This window comes from Aeromonas sp. 600527 (assembly GCF_049175415.1).
GTDB classification, from domain to species: Bacteria; Pseudomonadota; Gammaproteobacteria; order Enterobacterales; family Aeromonadaceae; genus Aeromonas; species Aeromonas veronii_A.
In genome coordinates this window covers 1-18,595 of record NZ_JAAKVA010000017.1, presented here as the reverse complement: position 1 = coordinate 18,595, position 18,595 = coordinate 1, and the positions used below count along the sequence as shown (strand labels likewise).

General features: G+C 59.3%; 17 protein-coding genes and 1 riboswitch. Of the genes, 8 read left to right on the top strand and 9 right to left on the bottom strand.

Translation table 11 applies throughout. The annotated features are described in order from the left end of the window. Positions 1-243: 243 nt before the first annotated feature. The 4 genes from G5154_RS17545 to G5154_RS17530 all read right to left on the bottom strand — a co-directional run bounded on the left by G5154_RS17545 (position 244) and on the right by G5154_RS17530 (position 2,790). Positions 244-396 (bottom strand): hypothetical protein, encoded by a 153-nt coding sequence (locus G5154_RS17545; protein WP_005341188.1) that lies wholly within the window; start codon positions 394-396, stop codon positions 244-246. 37 nt (positions 397-433) lie between these two features. Next, entirely contained in the window at positions 434-1,543 is a 1,110-nt protein-coding gene (locus G5154_RS17540) for an MJ1255/VC2487 family glycosyltransferase (RefSeq protein WP_421222433.1), read from the bottom strand. After that, positions 1,540-2,043 (bottom strand): phosphatase PAP2 family protein, encoded by a 504-nt coding sequence (locus tag G5154_RS17535; protein ID WP_042052499.1) that lies wholly within the window; start codon positions 2,041-2,043, stop codon positions 1,540-1,542. Before G5154_RS17535 ends, G5154_RS17540 begins: the two co-directional genes overlap by 4 nt. Before the next feature lie 126 nt (positions 2,044-2,169). After that, entirely contained in the window at positions 2,170-2,790 is a 621-nt protein-coding gene (locus G5154_RS17530; RefSeq protein WP_236348182.1) for a TetR/AcrR family transcriptional regulator, read from the bottom strand. A gap of 408 nt (positions 2,791-3,198) precedes the next feature. Here G5154_RS17530 and leuA point away from each other — a divergent pair, with 408 nt between their 5' ends. The 5 genes from leuA (at position 3,199) to G5154_RS17505 (ending at position 9,129) form a co-directional block, all read left to right on the top strand. Next, positions 3,199-4,761 (top strand): 2-isopropylmalate synthase, encoded by a 1,563-nt coding sequence (gene leuA, locus G5154_RS17525; protein WP_123173743.1) that lies wholly within the window; start codon positions 3,199-3,201, stop codon positions 4,759-4,761. A gap of 192 nt (positions 4,762-4,953) precedes the next feature. Continuing rightward, positions 4,954-6,039: a 3-isopropylmalate dehydrogenase gene (gene leuB / locus G5154_RS17520; protein WP_288728110.1), complete on the top strand. Its 1,086-nt coding sequence runs from the start codon at positions 4,954-4,956 to the stop codon at positions 6,037-6,039. A 33-nt stretch (positions 6,040-6,072) separates the two neighbouring features. Then, on the top strand, positions 6,073-7,470 hold the full coding sequence (gene leuC, locus G5154_RS17515; RefSeq protein WP_216980147.1) for a 3-isopropylmalate dehydratase large subunit: 1,398 nt from the start codon (positions 6,073-6,075) through the stop codon (positions 7,468-7,470). A gap of 12 nt (positions 7,471-7,482) precedes the next feature. After that, on the top strand, positions 7,483-8,082 hold the full coding sequence (leuD, locus tag G5154_RS17510) for a 3-isopropylmalate dehydratase small subunit (RefSeq protein WP_181223445.1): 600 nt from the start codon (positions 7,483-7,485) through the stop codon (positions 8,080-8,082). A 117-nt stretch (positions 8,083-8,199) separates the two neighbouring features. After that, positions 8,200-9,129: a transglutaminase domain-containing protein gene (locus G5154_RS17505; protein WP_421251411.1), complete on the top strand. Its 930-nt coding sequence runs from the start codon at positions 8,200-8,202 to the stop codon at positions 9,127-9,129. A 32-nt stretch (positions 9,130-9,161) separates the two neighbouring features. On the opposite strand, the gene G5154_RS17500 is transcribed toward G5154_RS17505, so the two are convergent. Beyond that, positions 9,162-9,452 (bottom strand): PilZ domain-containing protein, encoded by a 291-nt coding sequence (locus G5154_RS17500; RefSeq protein WP_257123708.1) that lies wholly within the window; start codon positions 9,450-9,452, stop codon positions 9,162-9,164. A gap of 89 nt (positions 9,453-9,541) precedes the next feature. After that, positions 9,542-9,632: riboswitch (TPP riboswitch) on the top strand. A 60-nt stretch (positions 9,633-9,692) separates the two neighbouring features. On the opposite strand from G5154_RS17500, the gene thiB reads away from it, so the two are divergent. From thiB to thiQ, 3 genes are all read left to right on the top strand, one after another. Then, on the top strand, positions 9,693-10,673 hold the full coding sequence (gene thiB, locus G5154_RS17495; RefSeq protein WP_219264879.1) for a thiamine ABC transporter substrate binding subunit: 981 nt from the start codon (positions 9,693-9,695) through the stop codon (positions 10,671-10,673). Next, positions 10,670-12,292: a thiamine/thiamine pyrophosphate ABC transporter permease gene (gene thiP, locus G5154_RS17490; protein ID WP_421251412.1), complete on the top strand. Its 1,623-nt coding sequence runs from the start codon at positions 10,670-10,672 to the stop codon at positions 12,290-12,292. The genes thiB and thiP overlap by 4 nt, the downstream gene beginning before the upstream one ends. An 81-nt stretch (positions 12,293-12,373) precedes the next feature. Continuing rightward, complete coding sequence (gene thiQ / locus G5154_RS17485; RefSeq protein ID WP_421251407.1) at positions 12,374-13,069, top strand: thiamine ABC transporter ATP-binding protein; 696 nt, start codon at positions 12,374-12,376, stop codon at positions 13,067-13,069. 82 nt (positions 13,070-13,151) lie between these two features. Here the strand turns inward: thiQ and G5154_RS17480 are convergent, their stop codons facing one another. From G5154_RS17480 to G5154_RS17465, 4 genes are all read right to left on the bottom strand, one after another. Continuing rightward, entirely contained in the window at positions 13,152-14,522 is a 1,371-nt protein-coding gene (locus G5154_RS17480) for a PhoH family protein (protein WP_005358170.1), read from the bottom strand. Between the two features lie 220 nt (positions 14,523-14,742). After that, entirely contained in the window at positions 14,743-15,426 is a 684-nt protein-coding gene (locus G5154_RS17475; protein WP_021231985.1) for an NrdJb, read from the bottom strand. A 10-nt stretch (positions 15,427-15,436) separates the two neighbouring features. Further along, positions 15,437-17,584 (bottom strand): adenosylcobalamin-dependent ribonucleoside-diphosphate reductase, encoded by a 2,148-nt coding sequence (locus G5154_RS17470; protein ID WP_421251408.1) that lies wholly within the window; start codon positions 17,582-17,584, stop codon positions 15,437-15,439. Between the two features lie 211 nt (positions 17,585-17,795). Then, positions 17,796-18,248 (bottom strand): pullulanase, encoded by a 453-nt coding sequence (locus tag G5154_RS17465; RefSeq protein ID WP_005349109.1) that lies wholly within the window; start codon positions 18,246-18,248, stop codon positions 17,796-17,798. Positions 18,249-18,595: the final 347 nt, after the last annotated feature.

Sequence of the window (18,595 nt, the reverse complement as noted above, 5' to 3'; positions counted from 1 at the left end):
ATCATTGACCCGAAAATCGGGTGAAAAAACAACTTAACCCGCTTCATAACGCTTGTCCACGGCTTTATCTGACCAGAACAGTCATACATTTCAACCAGCTATTAACATTCAATGACTTGCCGCTGCGACCATGAGACAAAAGGGAAGGATGTCGGGGAATGGCCAGTGGATCATTCCGCAGAGGAGAAAAACAGCCACAAAAAAGCCCACCGTTCAGCGGTGGGCTTGATGCCGGATGATGATTCAGTTGTCCTGATCCGGCTCTGCCAGCCAGATCTGCTGATCCGGATCTGTCTCTTCACTGACAGAAATGCTGACGCCCATATCGAGCAGTTCGTGCAGGGTTAGATTGTCAGCCAGGTTCATGACTTCGCCGTTTTCATTGGTAAAGCGCATTTGCTCCATCCTCTCCTTGGTGGGGTCGCCTTTCAGTCTAGTCAACAACGCTCACTTGCGATAACCAGCCAGCGGATAAACGCTCTCCCCCATCCAGCTCGCTCAGGCGATCACTCACCTCCTCCGGAAACAGGGTGCGAGCCCAGAGCCGACGAGACAGAGAGGCCACGCTCTCGTCAGCACCCGCAGCCAGCCAGCGGGCCAACTCCCCCGCCACATCGGGGTAACAGACCGCACCCGGCGAGGCGCTGTCGAGCCAGGTACGCACCAGATTGGCATCGAGCACATCCATCAGGGTCGCCAGCCCCATCATCTCCAGAGTCTTGCCATTGGACAGCTGCTCGAACTGGCCGACAAGGGGCTTGACCAGCAGCTTCTTGCCAAGGGTGAGCGCCTCGGAAGCGAGCTCGAAACCCGCGTTGGAGATGACGCCGCGACAACCGGCCAGCACGGCGATAAATCCTTGCCGCGACGGCGGTTCGAAGCGCAGGTTGCGCCACTGGCTCGGGGTGCGAATGGCGGGATGAAAGCAGACGAAGCGCTGCTGACCAAAGCGCGACAACAGGGCTGCGATCGCCTCGCTCTGCTCGAACGGCAGATAGACCAGGATCTCGCCGTTATCCGGCGCGGCGGCGATGGGGTCGATCACCGGTGGTAGCAAGGGGTGGCCGAAGTGAAACCAGTGCAGCCCGAGCGGCTGATCCACTGGGGCAAAGTGGCGCATCAGCTGACGGCTGATCCCATTCTCCCCCCAGCGCGGGATGGGCCAGTTGAAGCTGGCCTGATGGCTGACGGTGAGGCTTGGCTTGCCATAGCGGCGGGCGGCGTGGGCGGTCAGCGGCTCAAAGTCGCTCACCACCAGATCGTATTCGCTGCAGTCGAGAGACCGCAGATCCCGCCAGAAGGTGAGCGGCGAGGCGGCTTGCAGGGTGCGCCACGGAGAAACTCGCCCCTCGTGACTGACAAAAGTGAGGCCGGGAAAGGCGCGGTAGGCGCCAAACTCCTCCATGTCGAAGTAGCAGTCGGCGGAGCGGCCGCTAAAGAGATAATCCACCTCGACCCCTGCCGTGCGCAGCGCCCGCGCCAGGGTGCGACTGCGACTGATGTGGCCGTTGCCGGTGCCCTGCACCCCGAACAGTATCCTCATGAATGGCTCCAGCCGAGCGCCAGCACGGCGCAAGCGCCCCCCAGCAGAGCACCGGCTACCAGATCGCTCAGGTAGTGTACCCCGAGCAGCAACCGGGATGCCCCCACCAGTGCCGCCCAGCCAAACAGCAGGGGTGCCCAGAGCGGAAAACCGGTGGCCAGTATGGTGGCCATCAGAAAGGCTGCGGCGGTATGGCCGGAGGGAAGGCTGTAGCGATCGGAAGGGGTGATAAAGACCGGCAAACCGACTGGCCGTTGCCGTTTCAGGCTGTTTTTCAGCAGCAGATAGAGGGGCAGTTCGATGGCGAAGGCAAGCAGCGCCAGTCGAACCAGTTCACGCTCTGCCTCCCCCAGCCACCAGAGCAAGGCGGCCAGCACGGCGTAAAGCGGGCCATCACCGGTGCGGGAAATGAGACGACTCACCCTCGCCTGCTGCCGGTTGTAACCGTGAAGCAGGCAGACCCGGCACACCTGAAGGTCCCATTGCTGGATCTTGTTCATATCTCCTCCTTCCCTGAATTCTGCTTGCAGAGTAGGAAGGCGGGATGACAGGACGTTGAACAAGGGATAACAGATTTATGAAAAAAGGGCCTAATTGCCCTTTTTAATTTCGATGTAGCGACAAAATCAGTGGTTGCCGCGCAGGCCGGTCTCCATCAGACGACAGTTGTGATCCGCCAGACGGGCCATGAAGTGCTCATCCACTTTCAGGCCAAACACCTGCTCGTAGAGATCTTTCATCACAAACGGCTGCCACATCATGCTGAGGAAGGAGATCTTCAACATCTCGGGGTCCAGATCGTCCCCCAGCTCGCCGTTGGACTTCATGGTTTCCAGCAGGGCATCAAACTGCGGCAGCTGACGCTCCAGCAGACGGCTCAGCACAAAATCCCGGCCCGGGCTCTTCTCGGTCGACAATGCGCTGGAGATAGCCGAGGTCAACTCGCTGTTGGGCGACATCACCTGATAGTAGGTGTTGAGCAGCTCGTTCAAGCTGTGATTGCTGTGCTCATCTTGCCAAGCATGGTCGAGAGGCTCGGCCACATCACCCAGCACAGCTTTGTAAAGACCCTCTTTACTGCCGAAGTAGTAGTGGATCATTGCCAGATTGGAGCCAGCAAGCTCCGCGATTTCGCGTGTAGTCACCTTGCTATAGGGAGTATTGAGAAAACGCTCACGGGCGGCAGCAAGCAACTTGTCACGAATGTCAGAACGTCCGACCGGACGACCAGGTCTACGTTTTTCCATTTAACACCTCAGATAATTCAGCCAATGCTGATAAGTCGATCTGGTTGTGCAGAGAATAGAGCACAGCAGGAATGACCAGATAATCGGTCATGGGCCGAATATGGGACAAGGAAATTTGCAATCCTTTACAATCCGATTAAATACGTCAGCAGATTGCCCCTGACCTTCCGTGTTGACACAGCATAAAAATCTCGATATTGGTAAAAGCGTTATCGACTGGAAGGAATAACAACGTCATGCGTATCGCCACCCCGCTACTACTAATCTCCCTAATCGCGTTAACTCGCGCGGGATCCTTGTAGCCGGGCTAAGGCATAGCCGGAATTTACAAAAACCCGTGCACCCTGCACGGGTTTTTTTATGCCGCCGCAGGATGCACGTTACCGAACTTAGGAAGAGGGGAGTCACATGTCAGATCGGGTCATCATATTCGACACCACCTTGCGTGATGGTGAGCAGGCCCTGGCGGCCAGTTTGACAGTCAAGGAGAAGCTGCAGATCGCCCAGGCACTGGAGCGACTCGGTGTCGACGTCATGGAGGTGGGCTTCCCAGTCTCCTCTCCCGGCGATTTTCAATCGGTGCAGACCATCGCCCGCCACATCAAAAACAGCCGGGTCTGCGCCCTCGCCCGCGCCTTGCCCAAGGATATCGACGCCGCCGGCGAAGCCTTGCGGGTCGCCGAGGCGTTTCGCATCCATACCTTTATCTCCACCTCCTCCATCCATGTGGAGAGCAAGCTGAAAAAGAGCTTCGAGGATGTGCTGGAGATGGGGATCGGCGCCATCAAGCACGCCCTGCGCTACACCGATGATGTGGAGTTCTCCTGCGAGGATGCGGGCCGCACGCCGATCGATAATCTCTGCCGCATGGTGGAGGCCGCCATCAAGGCGGGGGCCCGTACCATCAATATCCCCGATACCGTGGGCTACACGGTACCGACCGAGTTCTCCGGCATCATCCACACCCTGTTCAACCGGGTCCCCAATATCGACAAGGCGATCATCTCGGTCCACTGCCACGACGATCTGGGGCTCTCGGTGGCCAACTCCATCGGCGCGGTGCAAATGGGTGCCCGCCAGATCGAGTGCACCATCAACGGCATCGGCGAGCGGGCGGGCAACTGCTCGCTGGAAGAGGTGGCGATGATCCTCAAAACCCGCGCCGACCTGCTCGGGGTGCAAACCAATATCCGCCACAACGAAATTCATCGTACCAGCACGCTGGTCAGCCAGCTGTGCAATATGCCGGTGCAGCCCAACAAGGCGATCGTCGGGGCCAACGCCTTCTCCCACAGCTCCGGCATCCATCAGGATGGGGTGCTCAAGGCGAAAAATACCTACGAAATCATCACTCCCGAGAGCATTGGCCTGACCCAGAACAACCTCAACATGACCTCCCGCTCCGGCCGTCACGTTATCAAGCACCGGATGGAGTCCATGGGGTATGCCGAGAGCAGCTACGACCTCGACCACCTCTACGGCAAGTTCCTGACCCTGGCCGACAAGAAGGGGCAGGTGTTCGACTACGACCTCGAAGCGCTGGCCTTCTTCAGCCAGATCCACGAAGAGCCGGAGCACTTCAAGCTGGAGTACCTCGGGGTCCAGAGCGGCAGTTCGGTACTGGCCACCGCCTCGGTCAAATTGAAGGTGGGTCAGGATCTGATTTGCGAAGCGGCCACCGGCAACGGCCCGGTGGATGCGGTCTACCAGTGCATCAACCGCATCACCGGCTATGAGATCCGCATCGATAAATATGCCCTCAAGAGCAAGGGCGAAGGGGAAGATGCCCTCGGTCAGGTCGATATCGTCGCCGAGTACAAAGGGCGCAAATTCCACGGCATGGGGCTGGCTACCGACATCATCGAATCCTCGGCCCATGCCCTGCTCCATGTGATCAACAGCATCTGGCGCGCCGATCAGGTGGCCGAGCAGATGGAACGCAATAACAGCATCAAATCAGAAACCGTCTGAGCCGAACTCGATACCAAACAGACGGAATGGAATGACAGCATCAAATCGGAAACCGTCTGAGCAGGACTCGCAGCCACACAGACGGCATGGAATGACAACATCAGGACGGGGAACGTCTGAACCGGGAACCGCGCGCAGCGTCGGGAAAAACGGGCAGAGGGATCTCAAAGACAATATCAGGATGGAGAGTGTATGAGCAGTTATCGGATCGCAGTATTGCCGGGTGACGGCATTGGCCCGGAAGTGATGGCCGAGGCCGTCAAGGTGCTGGAAAAGGTGCAGGCCAGGTTCGGCTTTGCCTTCGAATATGATCGCCACGACGTGGGCGGCATCGCCATCGACAACCACGGCACCCCGCTGCCGCAGAGCACCATCGCTGGCTGTGAAGCGGCCGACGCCGTGCTGTTCGGCTCGGTGGGCGGCCCGAAATGGGAACATCTGCCACCCAACGATCAGCCTGAGCGTGGCGCCCTGCTGCCCCTGCGCGCCCACTTCAAGCTGTTCTGCAACCTGCGTCCGGCCCGTATCTATACCGGTCTGGAACAGTTCTCCCCGCTGCGTGCCGACATCTCCGATCGCGGTTTTGACATCGCCTGCGTGCGCGAGCTGACCGGCGGCATCTACTTCGGTCAGCCCAAGGGGCGTGAAGGGGAAGGCCCCACCGAGAAGGCATTCGACACCGAGGTATACCATCGCTTCGAGATCGAGCGCATCGCCAAGATAGCCTTCGAATCCGCCCGCGTGCGCAAGGCCAAGGTCACCTCCATCGACAAGGCCAACGTGCTCGCCTCCTCCATTCTGTGGCGTGAGGTGGTGACGCAAGTTGCCAAGGATTATCCCGATGTCGAACTGAACCATATGTATATCGACAACGCCACTATGCAGCTCATCAAGGATCCGTCCCAGTTCGACGTGCTGCTCTGCTCCAACCTGTTCGGTGACATCCTCTCCGACGAGTGCGCCATGATCACCGGCTCCATGGGACTTCTCCCCTCCGCCAGCCTCAACGAATCGGGTTTCGGCCTGTTCGAACCGGCCGGTGGTTCGGCCCCGGATATCGCCGGCAAAGGGATTGCCAACCCCATCGCCCAGATCCTCTCCGCCGCCCTGATGCTGCGCTACAGCCTGGGTCAAGAGGCTGCCGCCCAGGCCATTGAGCAGGCCGTGGCCCAGACCCTGGCCGAGGGTTACTTCACCGCCGACCTGCATCAGGCCAGCGCCCGCCATCCGGTGCAGAGCACGTCCGAGATGGGTAGCCAGATCGCCGCCCGGATCTGAGCCGCATAACAGAGAACAAGGAAGAGAGAAGCAATGGCCAAGACCCTCTATCAGAAAGTATTCGACGCCCACGTGGTACGGGAAGTGGAAGGGGAGACCCCCCTCATCTACATCGACCGCCATCTGGTGCATGAAGTGACCAGCCCGCAGGCATTCGACGGCCTGCGCGCCATGAATCGCCAGCTGCGCCGCCCGGATCTGACTTGGGCTACCATGGATCACAACGTCTCCACCACCACCAAGGACATCGCCGCCTCCGGCGAGATGGCCCGCATCCAGATGGAGACGCTGGCCGACAACTGCAAAGAGTTCGGGGTTCGCCTCTACGATCTCAACCACAAATATCAGGGCATAGTCCATGTGATGGGCCCCGAGCTCGGTATTACCCTGCCCGGCACCACCATCGTCTGCGGTGACTCCCACACTGCCACCCACGGCGCCTTCGGTTCGCTGGCGTTCGGTATCGGCACCTCCGAAGTGGAGCATGTGATGGCGACCCAGACCCTGAAACAGGGCCGCGCCAAGACCATGCGCATTTCGGTCAATGGCAAGCTGGCCGAGGGCATCAGCGCCAAAGACGTGGTACTGGCCATTATCGGCAAGGTAGGCCACGCCGGTGGTACCGGCTACGTGGTGGAGTTCGCTGGCGAGGCCATTGCGAGCCTCTCCATGGAAGGGCGGATGACGGTGTGCAACATGGCCATCGAGCTCGGCGCCAAGGCGGGCATGATCGCCCCCGACCAGACCACCATAGACTACATTCGCGGCAAGGAGTTCGCCCCCAAGGGCGAGGTGCTGGAGCAGGCCATCGCCTACTGGCAGAGCCTCAAGAGCGATGCCGATGCCAAATTCGATGCCGAAGTGGTGCTCGACGCCGCCGACATCGCCCCTCAGGTCACCTGGGGCACCAACCCGGGTCAGGTGATCGCCGTCAATGAACCGATTCCGGCGCCAGAATCCTTCAGCGATCTGATGGAGCAGCAATCCGCCCGCAAGGCGCTCGCCTACATGGACTTGCAACCGGGCCAGAAGCTCTCCGACGTCGCCATCGACAAGGTGTTTATCGGATCGTGCACCAACAGCCGCATCGAGGATCTGCGTGCTGCCGCCGCCATCGCCCGCGGTCGCAAGGTGGCCGCTGGCGTGCAGGCGCTGGTGGTGCCTGGCTCCGAGCAGGTGAAGGCACAAGCCGAAGCCGAGGGGCTCGACAAGATCTTCATCGAGGCCGGTTTTGAGTGGCGCCTGCCCGGCTGCTCCATGTGTCTGGCAATGAACAACGACCGGCTGCAACCAGGGGAGCGCTGCGCCTCCACCAGCAACCGCAACTTCGAAGGACGTCAGGGCCGTGCCGGCCGCACCCATCTGGTGAGCCCGGCCATGGCCGCCGCCGCCGCCGTTACCGGCCGCTTCGCCGACATTCGCGCACTGTAAGAGGGAAGAGAGATGACAGGATTCAAACAACACAAAGGGATCGTCGTCCCCCTCGACAGCGCCAACGTCGACACCGACGCCATCATTCCCAAACAGTTTTTGCAAAAAGTAAACCGCATCGGTTTTGGCAAGCACCTGTTCCACGACTGGCGCTTCCTGGACGATGCCGGCCAGCAGCCCAACCCCGAGTTCGTGCTCAACCAACCGCAATTCGCCGGTGCCAGCATTCTGCTGGCCCGCGAGAACTTCGGCTGCGGCTCGAGCCGCGAGCACGCCCCCTGGGCGCTGGCGGACTACGGCTTCAAAACCATCATAGCCCCGAGCTTTGCCGACATCTTCTACGGCAACGCCATCAACAACGGCATGGTGCCGGTACGCCTGAAGGAAGAGGAGGTCGATGCCCTGTTCCAGCTGGTGGCCGCCAAGCCGGGCATCGAGATCGAGGTGGATCTGGAGGCCAATCAGGTGCGCGCAGGTAGCCTCAGCTTCGGTTTCGAGATCGACGAGTTCCGCCGTTACTGCCTGCTCAACGGGTTGGATGCCATCGGTCTGACCCTGCAGCACGAGGCCGCCATCAGCGCCTTTGAGGCGAAGCAACCGAGCTGGATTTAACACGCCAGTTGCAAAAAAACGAGTAGAATCAACAGGGAGCTTCGGCTCCCTGTTTTACTGTCCGCTACGCTTCCCACTTTGGGCCACCGGAACTGGTCCGCGTCACAGGAAAGGATGATGAAGAGACCGACAGCAATTCCTCTGCTCTGTGCCCTGCTGCTTGCCCTGCCTGCGGGGGCCAGCCAAACCGGCTTCAGCAACAGCCTCGGCCAGATCAACGTCGGCTGGCTGGATAGCGAAGGCAAGCCACAACAGCTCACCTACCGGCTCGAACAGGGCAAGCTGCCGCCCCTCATTGCCTACCGTCCAGCCAGGATGCAGGAAGAGATATTGCAGGTGTTGCTGCGAGAGGTACGTCAGAAATACCCCGAGGTGCAGTTCACCCTCGCCCGGCCCTCGCTGGAGCTGCATCTGAAAAGCCGCAACCAGGACAAGGCGCGCGAGGCGATGGCCTGGCTGGAGTCACAACGCAGCAAGGCTGAGCAAGAGTGGCTGGACCAACACTATTTTCAGTACTTTACCCCGCCGGACGGCAAGCTTGCCGTCAAGCAGGATCATGTGCGCATCGCCCTGGAGAGCCGTGCCAGCCTGGCCCCGCTGGCAGAACAGCTCAAACAGCAAGGGAACAGCGAACCGGAAGCTAGGCAAAAGACCGTGGCCCATATGCTCACCTTTATCCAGAGCATCCCCTACCAACAACTCGATAGCCTGAACGGCCGGCAGGGCAAGGGGTTTCTCACTCCCCGCCAGGTACTGGAACAGAACCGCGGCGATTGCGACAGCAAGGTGACTCTGATGGCCGCCATGCTGGCCCAGCTCTTTCCCGAGCTGAAACAGGCGATGGTGTTCGTCCCGGGCCATGCCCTGCTGGCCGTTGATCTGCCCGCCAAGCCGGGGGATGCAACCCTCAACTGGCAGGGGCAAAACTACCTGCTGCTCGAACCCACAGGCCCCGCCACCTTGCCTGCGGGGCAAATAGCATCGACCAGCAAAACGCTGGTCGATAGCAAGCAGTTGAGCGTGCAGCCGGTTCAGGAGAAAGGGTAATCCCCTCCCTCTGCCGATGGGGAGAATACGGCTTAACTCTGAGGCAGAAACTCTACCGCCAGCAGCAACCCGCTCTCCTCCTCCAGTACCCGTATAATACGCGCATGAGCTTCAAAGGGGGGCAACAGGTTGTTGTTGGTGGCAAGACTGATCCGGATGGGCTGATTGATGTCGAGCTGGTGTTCAGAGACCGCAATCCCCATGCCGTTGGCACTGAGATCCCGGCAGATCCCCTCCAGCTCCAGCTGCTGCTGATAGACGGTGACCGGAGCATTGATGACCATGCGCGCAAAGGCACGCCTTTCCTTGGTATTGGTAAGCACGCAAACATCCTCTGTTGGGTGGGCGTCATCTCATGGGTATTGCACAATTGTGCTGGTCTACCCAAAAGAACGTTAATACAATGCGGTTCGTTTCTCAAACGGGGTGCGGTTTACCGCTGAGATTATACCCGTGTACCTGATCCAGATAATGCTGGCGGAGGAATTTGAGGCATGGCGCTCATTTTTTGCGCCCTCACCCGCTGGCACCTCGTTATTAACAAGTAATAGGGAGTGCCACCCATGAAGACCCTGCTGCTGGTCACCACCGGCCTGCTGTCGGCCAATGTGTTCGCCGCCGATACTCTCACCGTCTACACCTACAGCTCCTTCACTGCCGAGTGGGGACCCGGGCCCAAGATCAAACAGGCCTTCGAGAAAGAGTGCGGCTGCACCCTCAATCTGGTTCCCCTCGAAGATGGGGTAGCCATCCTCAACCGGTTGCGGCTGGAGGGCAACCACAGCAAGGCCGATATGGTACTGGGGCTCGACGATGCCCTCATCAGCGAAGCCAAGCAGAGCGGCCTGTTCGCCCCCCATCCCGCCAAGCTGGATGGCATCAAGGTGCCAGGTGGCTGGCAGGACGACACCTTTGTCCCCTACGACTATGGCTACTTCGCCTTCGTCTACGACAAGAGCAAGCTCAAGACCCCGCCCAAAAGCCTGAAAGAGCTGGTGGAGCGCCCCGATCTCAAGGTGATCTATCAGGATCCCCGTACCTCCACCCCGGGGCAGGGGTTGATGCTGTGGATGAAGTCTGTCTACGGCGACAAGGCGCCTGCAGCCTGGGCCGAGCTTGCCAAGAAGACGGTCACCGTCACCAAGGGCTGGTCAGAGGCCTATGGCATGTTCCTCGATGGCGAAGCGGACATGGTGCTCTCCTACACCACCTCTCCGGCCTATCACCTGATAGCCGAGAACAAGCCCCAGTATCAGGCTGCGGCGTTTGAGGAGGGTCACTACCGTCAGGTAGAAGTGGCTGCCAAGCTGAAGAGCGCCAAACAGGAGAAGCTGGCTGACCAGTTCCTGCAATTTATGGTGAGCCCCGCCTTCCAGCAGGAAATCCCGACCGGCAACTGGATGTATCCGGTGATCGACACGCCGCTACCCAAGGGCTTCGAGCAGATGATCACCGTAGCCAAGCCGCTCGCCTTCAGCAGCGATGAGGTGGCAGCCAATCGCAAAGGATGGATCCGCGAGTGGCTGCAAGCCGTCACCCAGTGAGCCTTCATCTGAAACCACAGGCTCGTCCCCTCTGGTGGTTGCCGGGCAGTGCAGCCACCCTGTTGATCCTGCTGTTATCCCTCGGGCCGCTGGTGGCACTGTTGTGGCAGGCCGGTTCGCTGGCCCCGCGCACTTTGCTGGCAGACCCCTATCTGCGCCATGTGCTGGGCTTCAGTCTGGGGCAGGCACTGCTCTCCACCCTGCTGAGCCTGGGGCTCGCCATTCCGATGGCTCGCGCGCTGGCACGGCGGCGCTTCATTGGCCGAACCCTGCTGATCAAGTTGTTTGGCCTCTCGCTGGTACTACCGGTCATCATCGCCATCTTCGGTATCGTGGCGGTACACGGCAAACAGGGGTGGCTACCGCAACTGCTACGGTCACTGGGGCTGGATCCCGGCAACTACCTCTACGGCCTGTTCGGCATCCTGCTGGCCCACGTCTTCTTCAACATGCCGCTGGCGGCCCGCCTGATGCTGCAGAGCATAGAGAGCATCCCCGAATCGAGCTGGCGCCTCGCCAGCCAGCTCGGCATGCGCTCATCCCATATCTTCCGGCTGCTGGAGTGGCCACTGATCCGCGGCATATTGCCCGGGCTGGCCAGCCTTATCTTCATGCTCTGCTTCACCAGCTTCACTACCGTGCTGGCGCTGGGCGGCGGCCCCAAATCGACCACACTGGAGGTAGCCGTCTATCAGGCGCTACGCTTTGACTTCGATCTCGCCACCGCGGGCGGACTGGCGCTGGTGCAGCTGATCCTGACCGCCGCCCTGCTCGCCCTGCAGCACAAGTTGCAGAGTACCCCGGCCAGCAGGGTAACCCCACGTCGCCCCTGCCTGCGGCCGGACCGTCATCAGCCGGGCACGGCCGTGGTGGATCTGCTCTCGCTCTGTATCGGCCTCGCCATCTTTCTGCCACCGCTGCTGGCCATCGTCGTCGCTGGCCTCCACCCCGGTCTGCTGACGGCGCTCACTTCCGCCAAACTGTGGCAGGCGAGCGGCCAGTCGCTGCTGATTGCGCTGGCGGCGGGCACCTTGGCGACCCTGCTCGGCAGCGGCCTGCTGCTCACCAGCCGTCACCTCAAGGTACGCACCCGCCAGCGGCGGGCTGCCGCTCTGTGGGAGGCAAGCGGCTCGATGATCCTGATGATCCCGGCAGTGGTGCTCTCTACCGGTCTCTTCATCCTGTTTATGCCGTTCGCTGATGTGTTCGCCCTCGGCCCCTGGCTGGTGGTGCTGGTCAACGCCCTGATGGCGCTACCCTACGTGCTGCGCACCCTCTCCGCCCCCATGCAGCTGGTGGTGCGCCAATACGACCGGCTGGCGGATAGCTTGGGGGTACGCGGCCTGCATCGCCTGCGACTGGTGGAGTGGCCGCTGCTGCGCCGCCCGCTAGCACTAGCGATGGCGCTGTCGATGATCCTCTCGCTGGGGGATCTCGGTGCCATCGCCATGTTTGGCAGTCAGGAGCTCACCACCCTGCCCTGGCTGCTCTACCAGCAGCTTGGCAGCTATCGATTGACCGAGGCAGCCGCCACCGCTCTGCTGTTGCTGACACTCTGTTTCTCCCTGTTCTGGCTGGTGGAGCGGGGTCTTGGAGGAAAAAATGGCGAGCAACATTGAGATACTAAACGCCTTGCGCCCCTGTGCCAGCGTTTCTGCGGCTGCTCCGGCTGGTGGAACGGACCCTTTGAGGAGGAAAACATGCTGAACATTGATACGCTTGCAACCAGCTACCCCGACTGGCGCGTCAGCTTCAGCGCAACCCTGCCCAAGGGGGAAATCACCGCACTGATCGGCCCAAGCGGCGCGGGCAAGTCGACCCTGCTCGGGATGATCGCCGGCTTCGTGCCGGTGGAGTCAGGCCGCCTCAGCTTCGATGGCGAAGATCTGCTACCGCTGGGCCCGGCCGAGCGACCAGTCACCACCCTGTTTCAGGATCACAACCTGTTCCTCCACCTGTCGGTGTTCGACAATATCGCCATCGGCTTGCACCCGGGGCTGCGCCTGAGTGCCGCCCAACGGGCACAGGTGATCGATGCAGCCGAGCGGGTTGGTCTTGGCGAGATGCTAAACCGTCTGCCGGAGCAGCTCTCCGGCGGCCAGCAGCAGCGGGTTGGGCTGGCTCGCGCGCTGGTGCGCGGCAAACCGCTGCTGCTGCTGGATGAGCCCTTCTCTGCCCTCGATCCCGCCCTGCGCCGGGAGATGCTGGCCGAAGTGGCGCGCCTCGCCTGCGAACAGGGCATTACCGTGTTGATGGTTTCCCACAATCCGGAGGATGCCCAGCTTATCGCCGATCAGGTGCTGTTTGTCGACGAGGGACGCATCGCCCTGCAAGGCAAACCGGATATTCTGCAAAACAGCAACCACCCGGGGCTGCTGCGCTACCTTGGACAGTGACCCAAGGACACTGAAGTGGTAACGGGATAAAAAAAGGGAGGCCAAGTGGCTTCCCTTTTTCATATGAAGATAGTCAGCTAAATCAGAGATTTTCCTCGGCGAACGAGGCCAGTCGGCTGCGTACCACGCCGTTGAGGAAGATGTTGGCACTGCCGTCAAAATCCTTGAAACGCTCGACGATGTAGGTCAGACCCGAGGTCACCGGGCTCAGGTAGTTAGAGTCGATCTGGGCCAGGTTACCGGAGCAGACGATCTTGGTGCCCTCGCCGCAGCGGGTGATGATGGTCTTGATCTGGGACGCGGTCAGGTTCTGGCACTCATCCAGCAGCACGAAGGTGTTCTGGATGCTGCGCCCGCGCATGAAGTTGACCGATTTGAACTGGATGTTGGCCTTCTCCATGATGTAGCTGAGCGAGCCGCTCATGTTCTCGTCCTGCTTGTGCAGCACCTCCAGGGTGTCGGTCACCGCCGCCAGCCAGGGCATCATCTTCTCCTCTTCGGTGCCGGGCAGGAAGCCGATGCTCTCAGCAATTTCCGGGGTATTCCGGGTGACGATCACCTTCTCGTAAATGCCCTTCTCAATCACCAGCTCCAAAGCCGCCGCCATGGCCAGCAAGGTTTTGCCGCAACCCGCAGGGCCGGTCAGGATCACCAGATCGATGTGCGGATCGAGCAGTGCATCCAGCGCCATCCCCTGATAGACATTCTTGGGGTGTACACCCCACGCCTTGCGAGACATCAGTCGCTCGCGGCCCAGATCCTTGATGCGGATCTTGTTGCCATCGTGGCTGAGCACCCGGGCGGCGAAGAAATTCTCTTCATCCACCAGATACTGGTTTACATGAACCCCTTCCAGCAGATTGGCATCGATCACATGGATGGTGTCGCGGCCATGGGTCTCGCTCTCGCACTCGCCAACCCGCTCCCAGAAGCTGCCGGGCACCACCTGAAAGCCTTTGGCCAGCAGGCGGATATCATCGATCAGCTGGTCACTACGGTAATCTTCAACGTGAGCAAGCCCGGCCCCCTTGGCCTTGAGGCGCATGTTGATGTCTTTGGTGACCAGCACCACCTGACGCTTCAACTCGTGCTTTTGCAGATAGAGGGCCGCGTTGATGATGCGGTTGTCGGCCTCCTTGTCGGTAAAGACCTCGGCATCCTGCGGCAGATGGTGATCGCTGAAGATGCAGATATTGCCGCTCGCTTCGCCAGCCAGCGGCACGCCCTGGGTGATCTGATCCGGGGTTGCATCGCGGAACACATCTTCCAGCGCACGAATGGCCACCCGCGCGTCGCGGCTGACATCCTTGTTGCGATCCTTGATGTTATCGAGCTCTTCCAGCACCGTCATGGGGATGAGCACGTCGTGCTCTTTGAAGGAGTAGATAGCGAGGGGTTCGTGAAGCAGAACGTTGGTATCCAGGATAAACAGCTTTCGGTCCGTATTGTCCATAAGCATCCTCCTTGGCACTGAAGGGCCACGTGTGTGAATCTCAGATGTCATTGAAACCACACGGCCGTGACAGTTTTATTACCCTCAACGCTACGCCCGATTTTACTATCGCGCAACAAATCACTGGGCCGCCTGATTTGATTGCGCATAAAAACAGCAATACAAAGACCGGCACTGTGGCCGGTCTTTTTTCTATCGTTCAACTACTTGGGCATGTCTGTCAGCCGCACTTGGAGTCGCCACAGTTGAGGCAGGTCATGCAGCCATCCTTCAGCACCAGCGCCTTGGTGTGGCACTTGTAGCAGAGCGCGGCATTGGCCGGAAAACCACTGCTCGCCTGCTGCTCTTCAGCCTCCTGAGCGGCTTTCAACTCGGCCTGCTTCTCGGCCAGAAATGCCTGCTGATGCTCGTCCAGCCCCGGCGCCTTGAGCATGCCGATCTCGGTGAGATGGCTCTCGATCACGTTGCCAATTTCGGCGATCAGCGACGGCACATACTTGCCCTTGTTCCAGTAGCCGCCCTTGGGATCGAATACGGAACGCAGCTCCTCGACCAGGAAGGTGACATCCCCCCCCTTGCGGAATACCGCCGAGATGATGCGGGTCAGCGCCACGATCCACTGGTAGTGCTCCAGACTCTTGGAGTTGATGAAAATCTCGAACGGACGGCGAGTTTCGTGCACCGTGCCCTCGTTGAGAATAATGTCGTTGATGGTGATGAACAGCGAGTGCTCGGAGACATGCTCCGGCGTCTTCAGCTTGTAGGTAGTACCCATCAGCCGCTCCGGGCGCAGCACGGTTTCGTGCATGTGCACCACGTCATCCTGCGCAGAGAGATCTTCTTGCGGTTCATCCTTGGTACGCACCTTGTAGGCGACGATTTTTTTGTCGATCTTCTTGACCATAATGTCGTTCTCAGAATTTACCGTAATAGCCTTCTTTCAAGGCGTCGTAGAGGTTGGCGGCAGTGTGCAGCTCACCATCGTATTCGATCTCTTCGTTCCCCTTGACGGAGATGACGGAACCATCCTCCAGGGTGAAATCGTACAGGGTGTTCTCCAGATCCTTCTCCTTCACCAGCACGCCCTGGAAGGCCTCCGGGTTGAAACGGAAGGTGGTGCACCCCTTGAGACCGGAGTCCGAGGCATACATGTAGATGTCCTTGAACTGCTCGAACGGGAAATCGGTCGGCACGTTGGCGGTCTTGGAGATGGAGGAGTCAATCCAGCGCTGGGCCGCCGCCTGAATGTCCACATGCTGCGCCGGGGTGATGTCATCGGCAGTAATGAAATAGTCCGGCAGACGGCTCGCCTCATCATCGGCATAGGGCATGGCGGCCGGATTCACCAGCTCGCGGTAGGCCAGCAGCTCGAAGGAGTAGACATCGACGCTCTCCTTGCTCTTCTTGCCCGGCTTGATAACGTTGCGGCTGTAGTGGTGGGCAAAGCTCGGCTCGATGCCGTTGCTGGCGTTGTTGGCCAGAGACAGCGAGATGGTGCCGGTCGGCGCGATACTGCTGTGATGGGTGAAACGCCCACCCACTTCGGCCAGCTCGGCGACCAGCGCAGGATCCACTTCGGCAACCTGCTGCATGTAGCGGCTGTAGCGCGCATGCAGCACCTTGCCCTTCACCTTGTCGCCCACCTTGATGCCATCAGCCGCCATTTCCGGGCGCAGACGCAGCATCTTGCCAGTCACTTCAAACTCCTGCTCCATGATGGGGGCTGGGCCCTTCTCCTTGGCAAGACGCAGGGACTCCTGCCAGCCGGTCATCGCCAGCTCCTGGGATACCTGCTCGGTAAAGGCTACGGATGCCGCAGAGCCGTACTTGATCTGCAGCATGGTGAGGGTCGAACCAAGACCCAGGAAACCCATGCCATGCCGGCGCTTGGCTGTGATCTCCTCGCGCTGTTTGGCCAGTGGCAGTTGGTTAATCTCCACCACGTTGTCGAGCATGCGAGTAAAGATGGCCACCACCTTGCGAAACGCCTGCCAATCGAATGCCGCGTTTTCAGTAAAAGGGTCGCGCACAAACTTGGTCAGATTGACCGAGCCCAGCAGACAGGCACCGTAGGGCGGCAACGGCTGCTCACCACAGGGGTTGGTCGCGCGGATCTCTTCACAGAACCAGTTGTTGTTCATCTGGTTGACCTTGTCGATCAGGATGAAGCCGGGCTCTGCATAGTCATAGGTGGAGGTCATGATGACATTCCACAGCTTGCGGGCTGGCATGGTCTTGTAGACCTTGCAGGCGACCTGCCCCAACTCGTTGAATACAACCCCTTCCTTGTTGGGCCAGTCGGCCCATAGCACCTGAGCGGGATCGTCCAGCGCAATGCCATCCTGCTCCACCTCTTTAGCGGTGTAGGGGAAGATCAGCGACCAGGGGGCATCCTCTTTCACCGCCTTGACGAAATCTTCGGTGATGAGCAGAGAGAGGTTGAACTGACGCAGGCGGCCATCTTCACGCTTGGCCTGTATAAACTCGATCACATCGGGATGGCGGATATCCATGGTGCCCATCTGGGCGCCGCGACGGCCACCGGCTGACGAGACGGTGAAACACATCTTGTCATAGATATCCATAAAGGAGAGCGGGCCGGAAGTATAGGCACCGGCACCGGAGACAAAGGCACCGCGCGGACGCAGGGTCGAAAAATCATAACCGATGCCGCAGCCAGCCTTCAGGGTCAGCCCCGCCTCGTGCACCTTGCCGAGGATATCGTCCATCGAATCCTCGATGGTGCCTGAAACGGTACAGTTGATGGTCGAAGTGGCAGGCTTGTGTTCAAAAGCCCCGGCGTTGGAGGTGATCCGGCCCGCCGGAATGGCACCATTGCGCAGTGCCCACAGGAAAGACTCATACCAGGCCTCCGGTTCCAGCTCCTGCTCCGCCAAAGCACGGGCTACCCGCTGGTAGGTCTCATCGATAGAGCTGTCGATGGGAGTGCCATCCTTGCTCTTGAGGCGATACTTGCTATCCCAGATCTCGAGGGACGTTTCCTGCATGGGGATAAGGCGGGAGCCAAGCTCACTCTCCAGCACCGGGTTCGATTTAGCCATTTTCAATCAACCTTATGTGAATGCATCAACATCATGACAACAGCAGAAAACACAACTAATGGTGCCATCTAAAATTAATGGCACAACATATAGTACACCTGATGTCATGAGGGCGCCGATTCTAACCTAAAAAAATGCCCCGGCCAGCAGATTTCTGGGCCAGGGCACTTAACTGATTAATTTGCTGAGAGATTTAACACTCAGAGATAGATCAGGGCTTCTTGACGTAAACGGTCGGTGTTTCACCCGCCATATTCAGATAGAACTCGTAGACGCCATCAGCATCTGGTGAGAACTTCATGTCCTCATACTTGGAGCAGGGGTTGACCGGCACCGCCTCACCACCCAGTACGGCAACACCATCACTCGGGCTCTTGTAGCCAAAGTTGGTACCGCAGCTCCAGCCTGAATCAGCAAACTTGAACTTGTAGGGGGCCCACTCTTTCTTGAGGGTGCCTTTGGCCATGTAGAGCTTGTCGGCTACCTTGACTACCTTGCTTTCATCAGTCGCCATCCAGTCGTTCATCTCCCCGCGCAGGTAGATGGACTTGCCACCGAAGTCGCTGTTGTCTGCCCCCGCCTGCTCTGCACCACCATTGGATGCGCAACCGCCTAATACCAGGGTTCCCGCCGCCAGCATCATCGTTACTGTTCTCTTGAACATGAGTCTATTCCTTAAATTATTGTGATTCCTTGGTCCATCAATATGGACTGAAGAATTAAACCAGAGGAGACATCACAAGAAAGGTAGAGGCATCACATTCTGTACTTTTTGTATCCAACATATTGAATTGGTGAGCAAATATTGAACAGAAAAAGAGGTCTTTTTGGGGCTTTAGAAGGGTAATCAATGAATGACAAGAAGGGGGAAGTCTAATAATCCGGCGACGTGATGAATTTCAGGCAATAAAAAACCCCGCTCATTGAGCGGGGCTTCTTGTATTGGGTGCCTGGCAGTGTCCTACTCTCGCATGGCGAATGCCACACTACCATCGGCGCTACCGCGTTTCA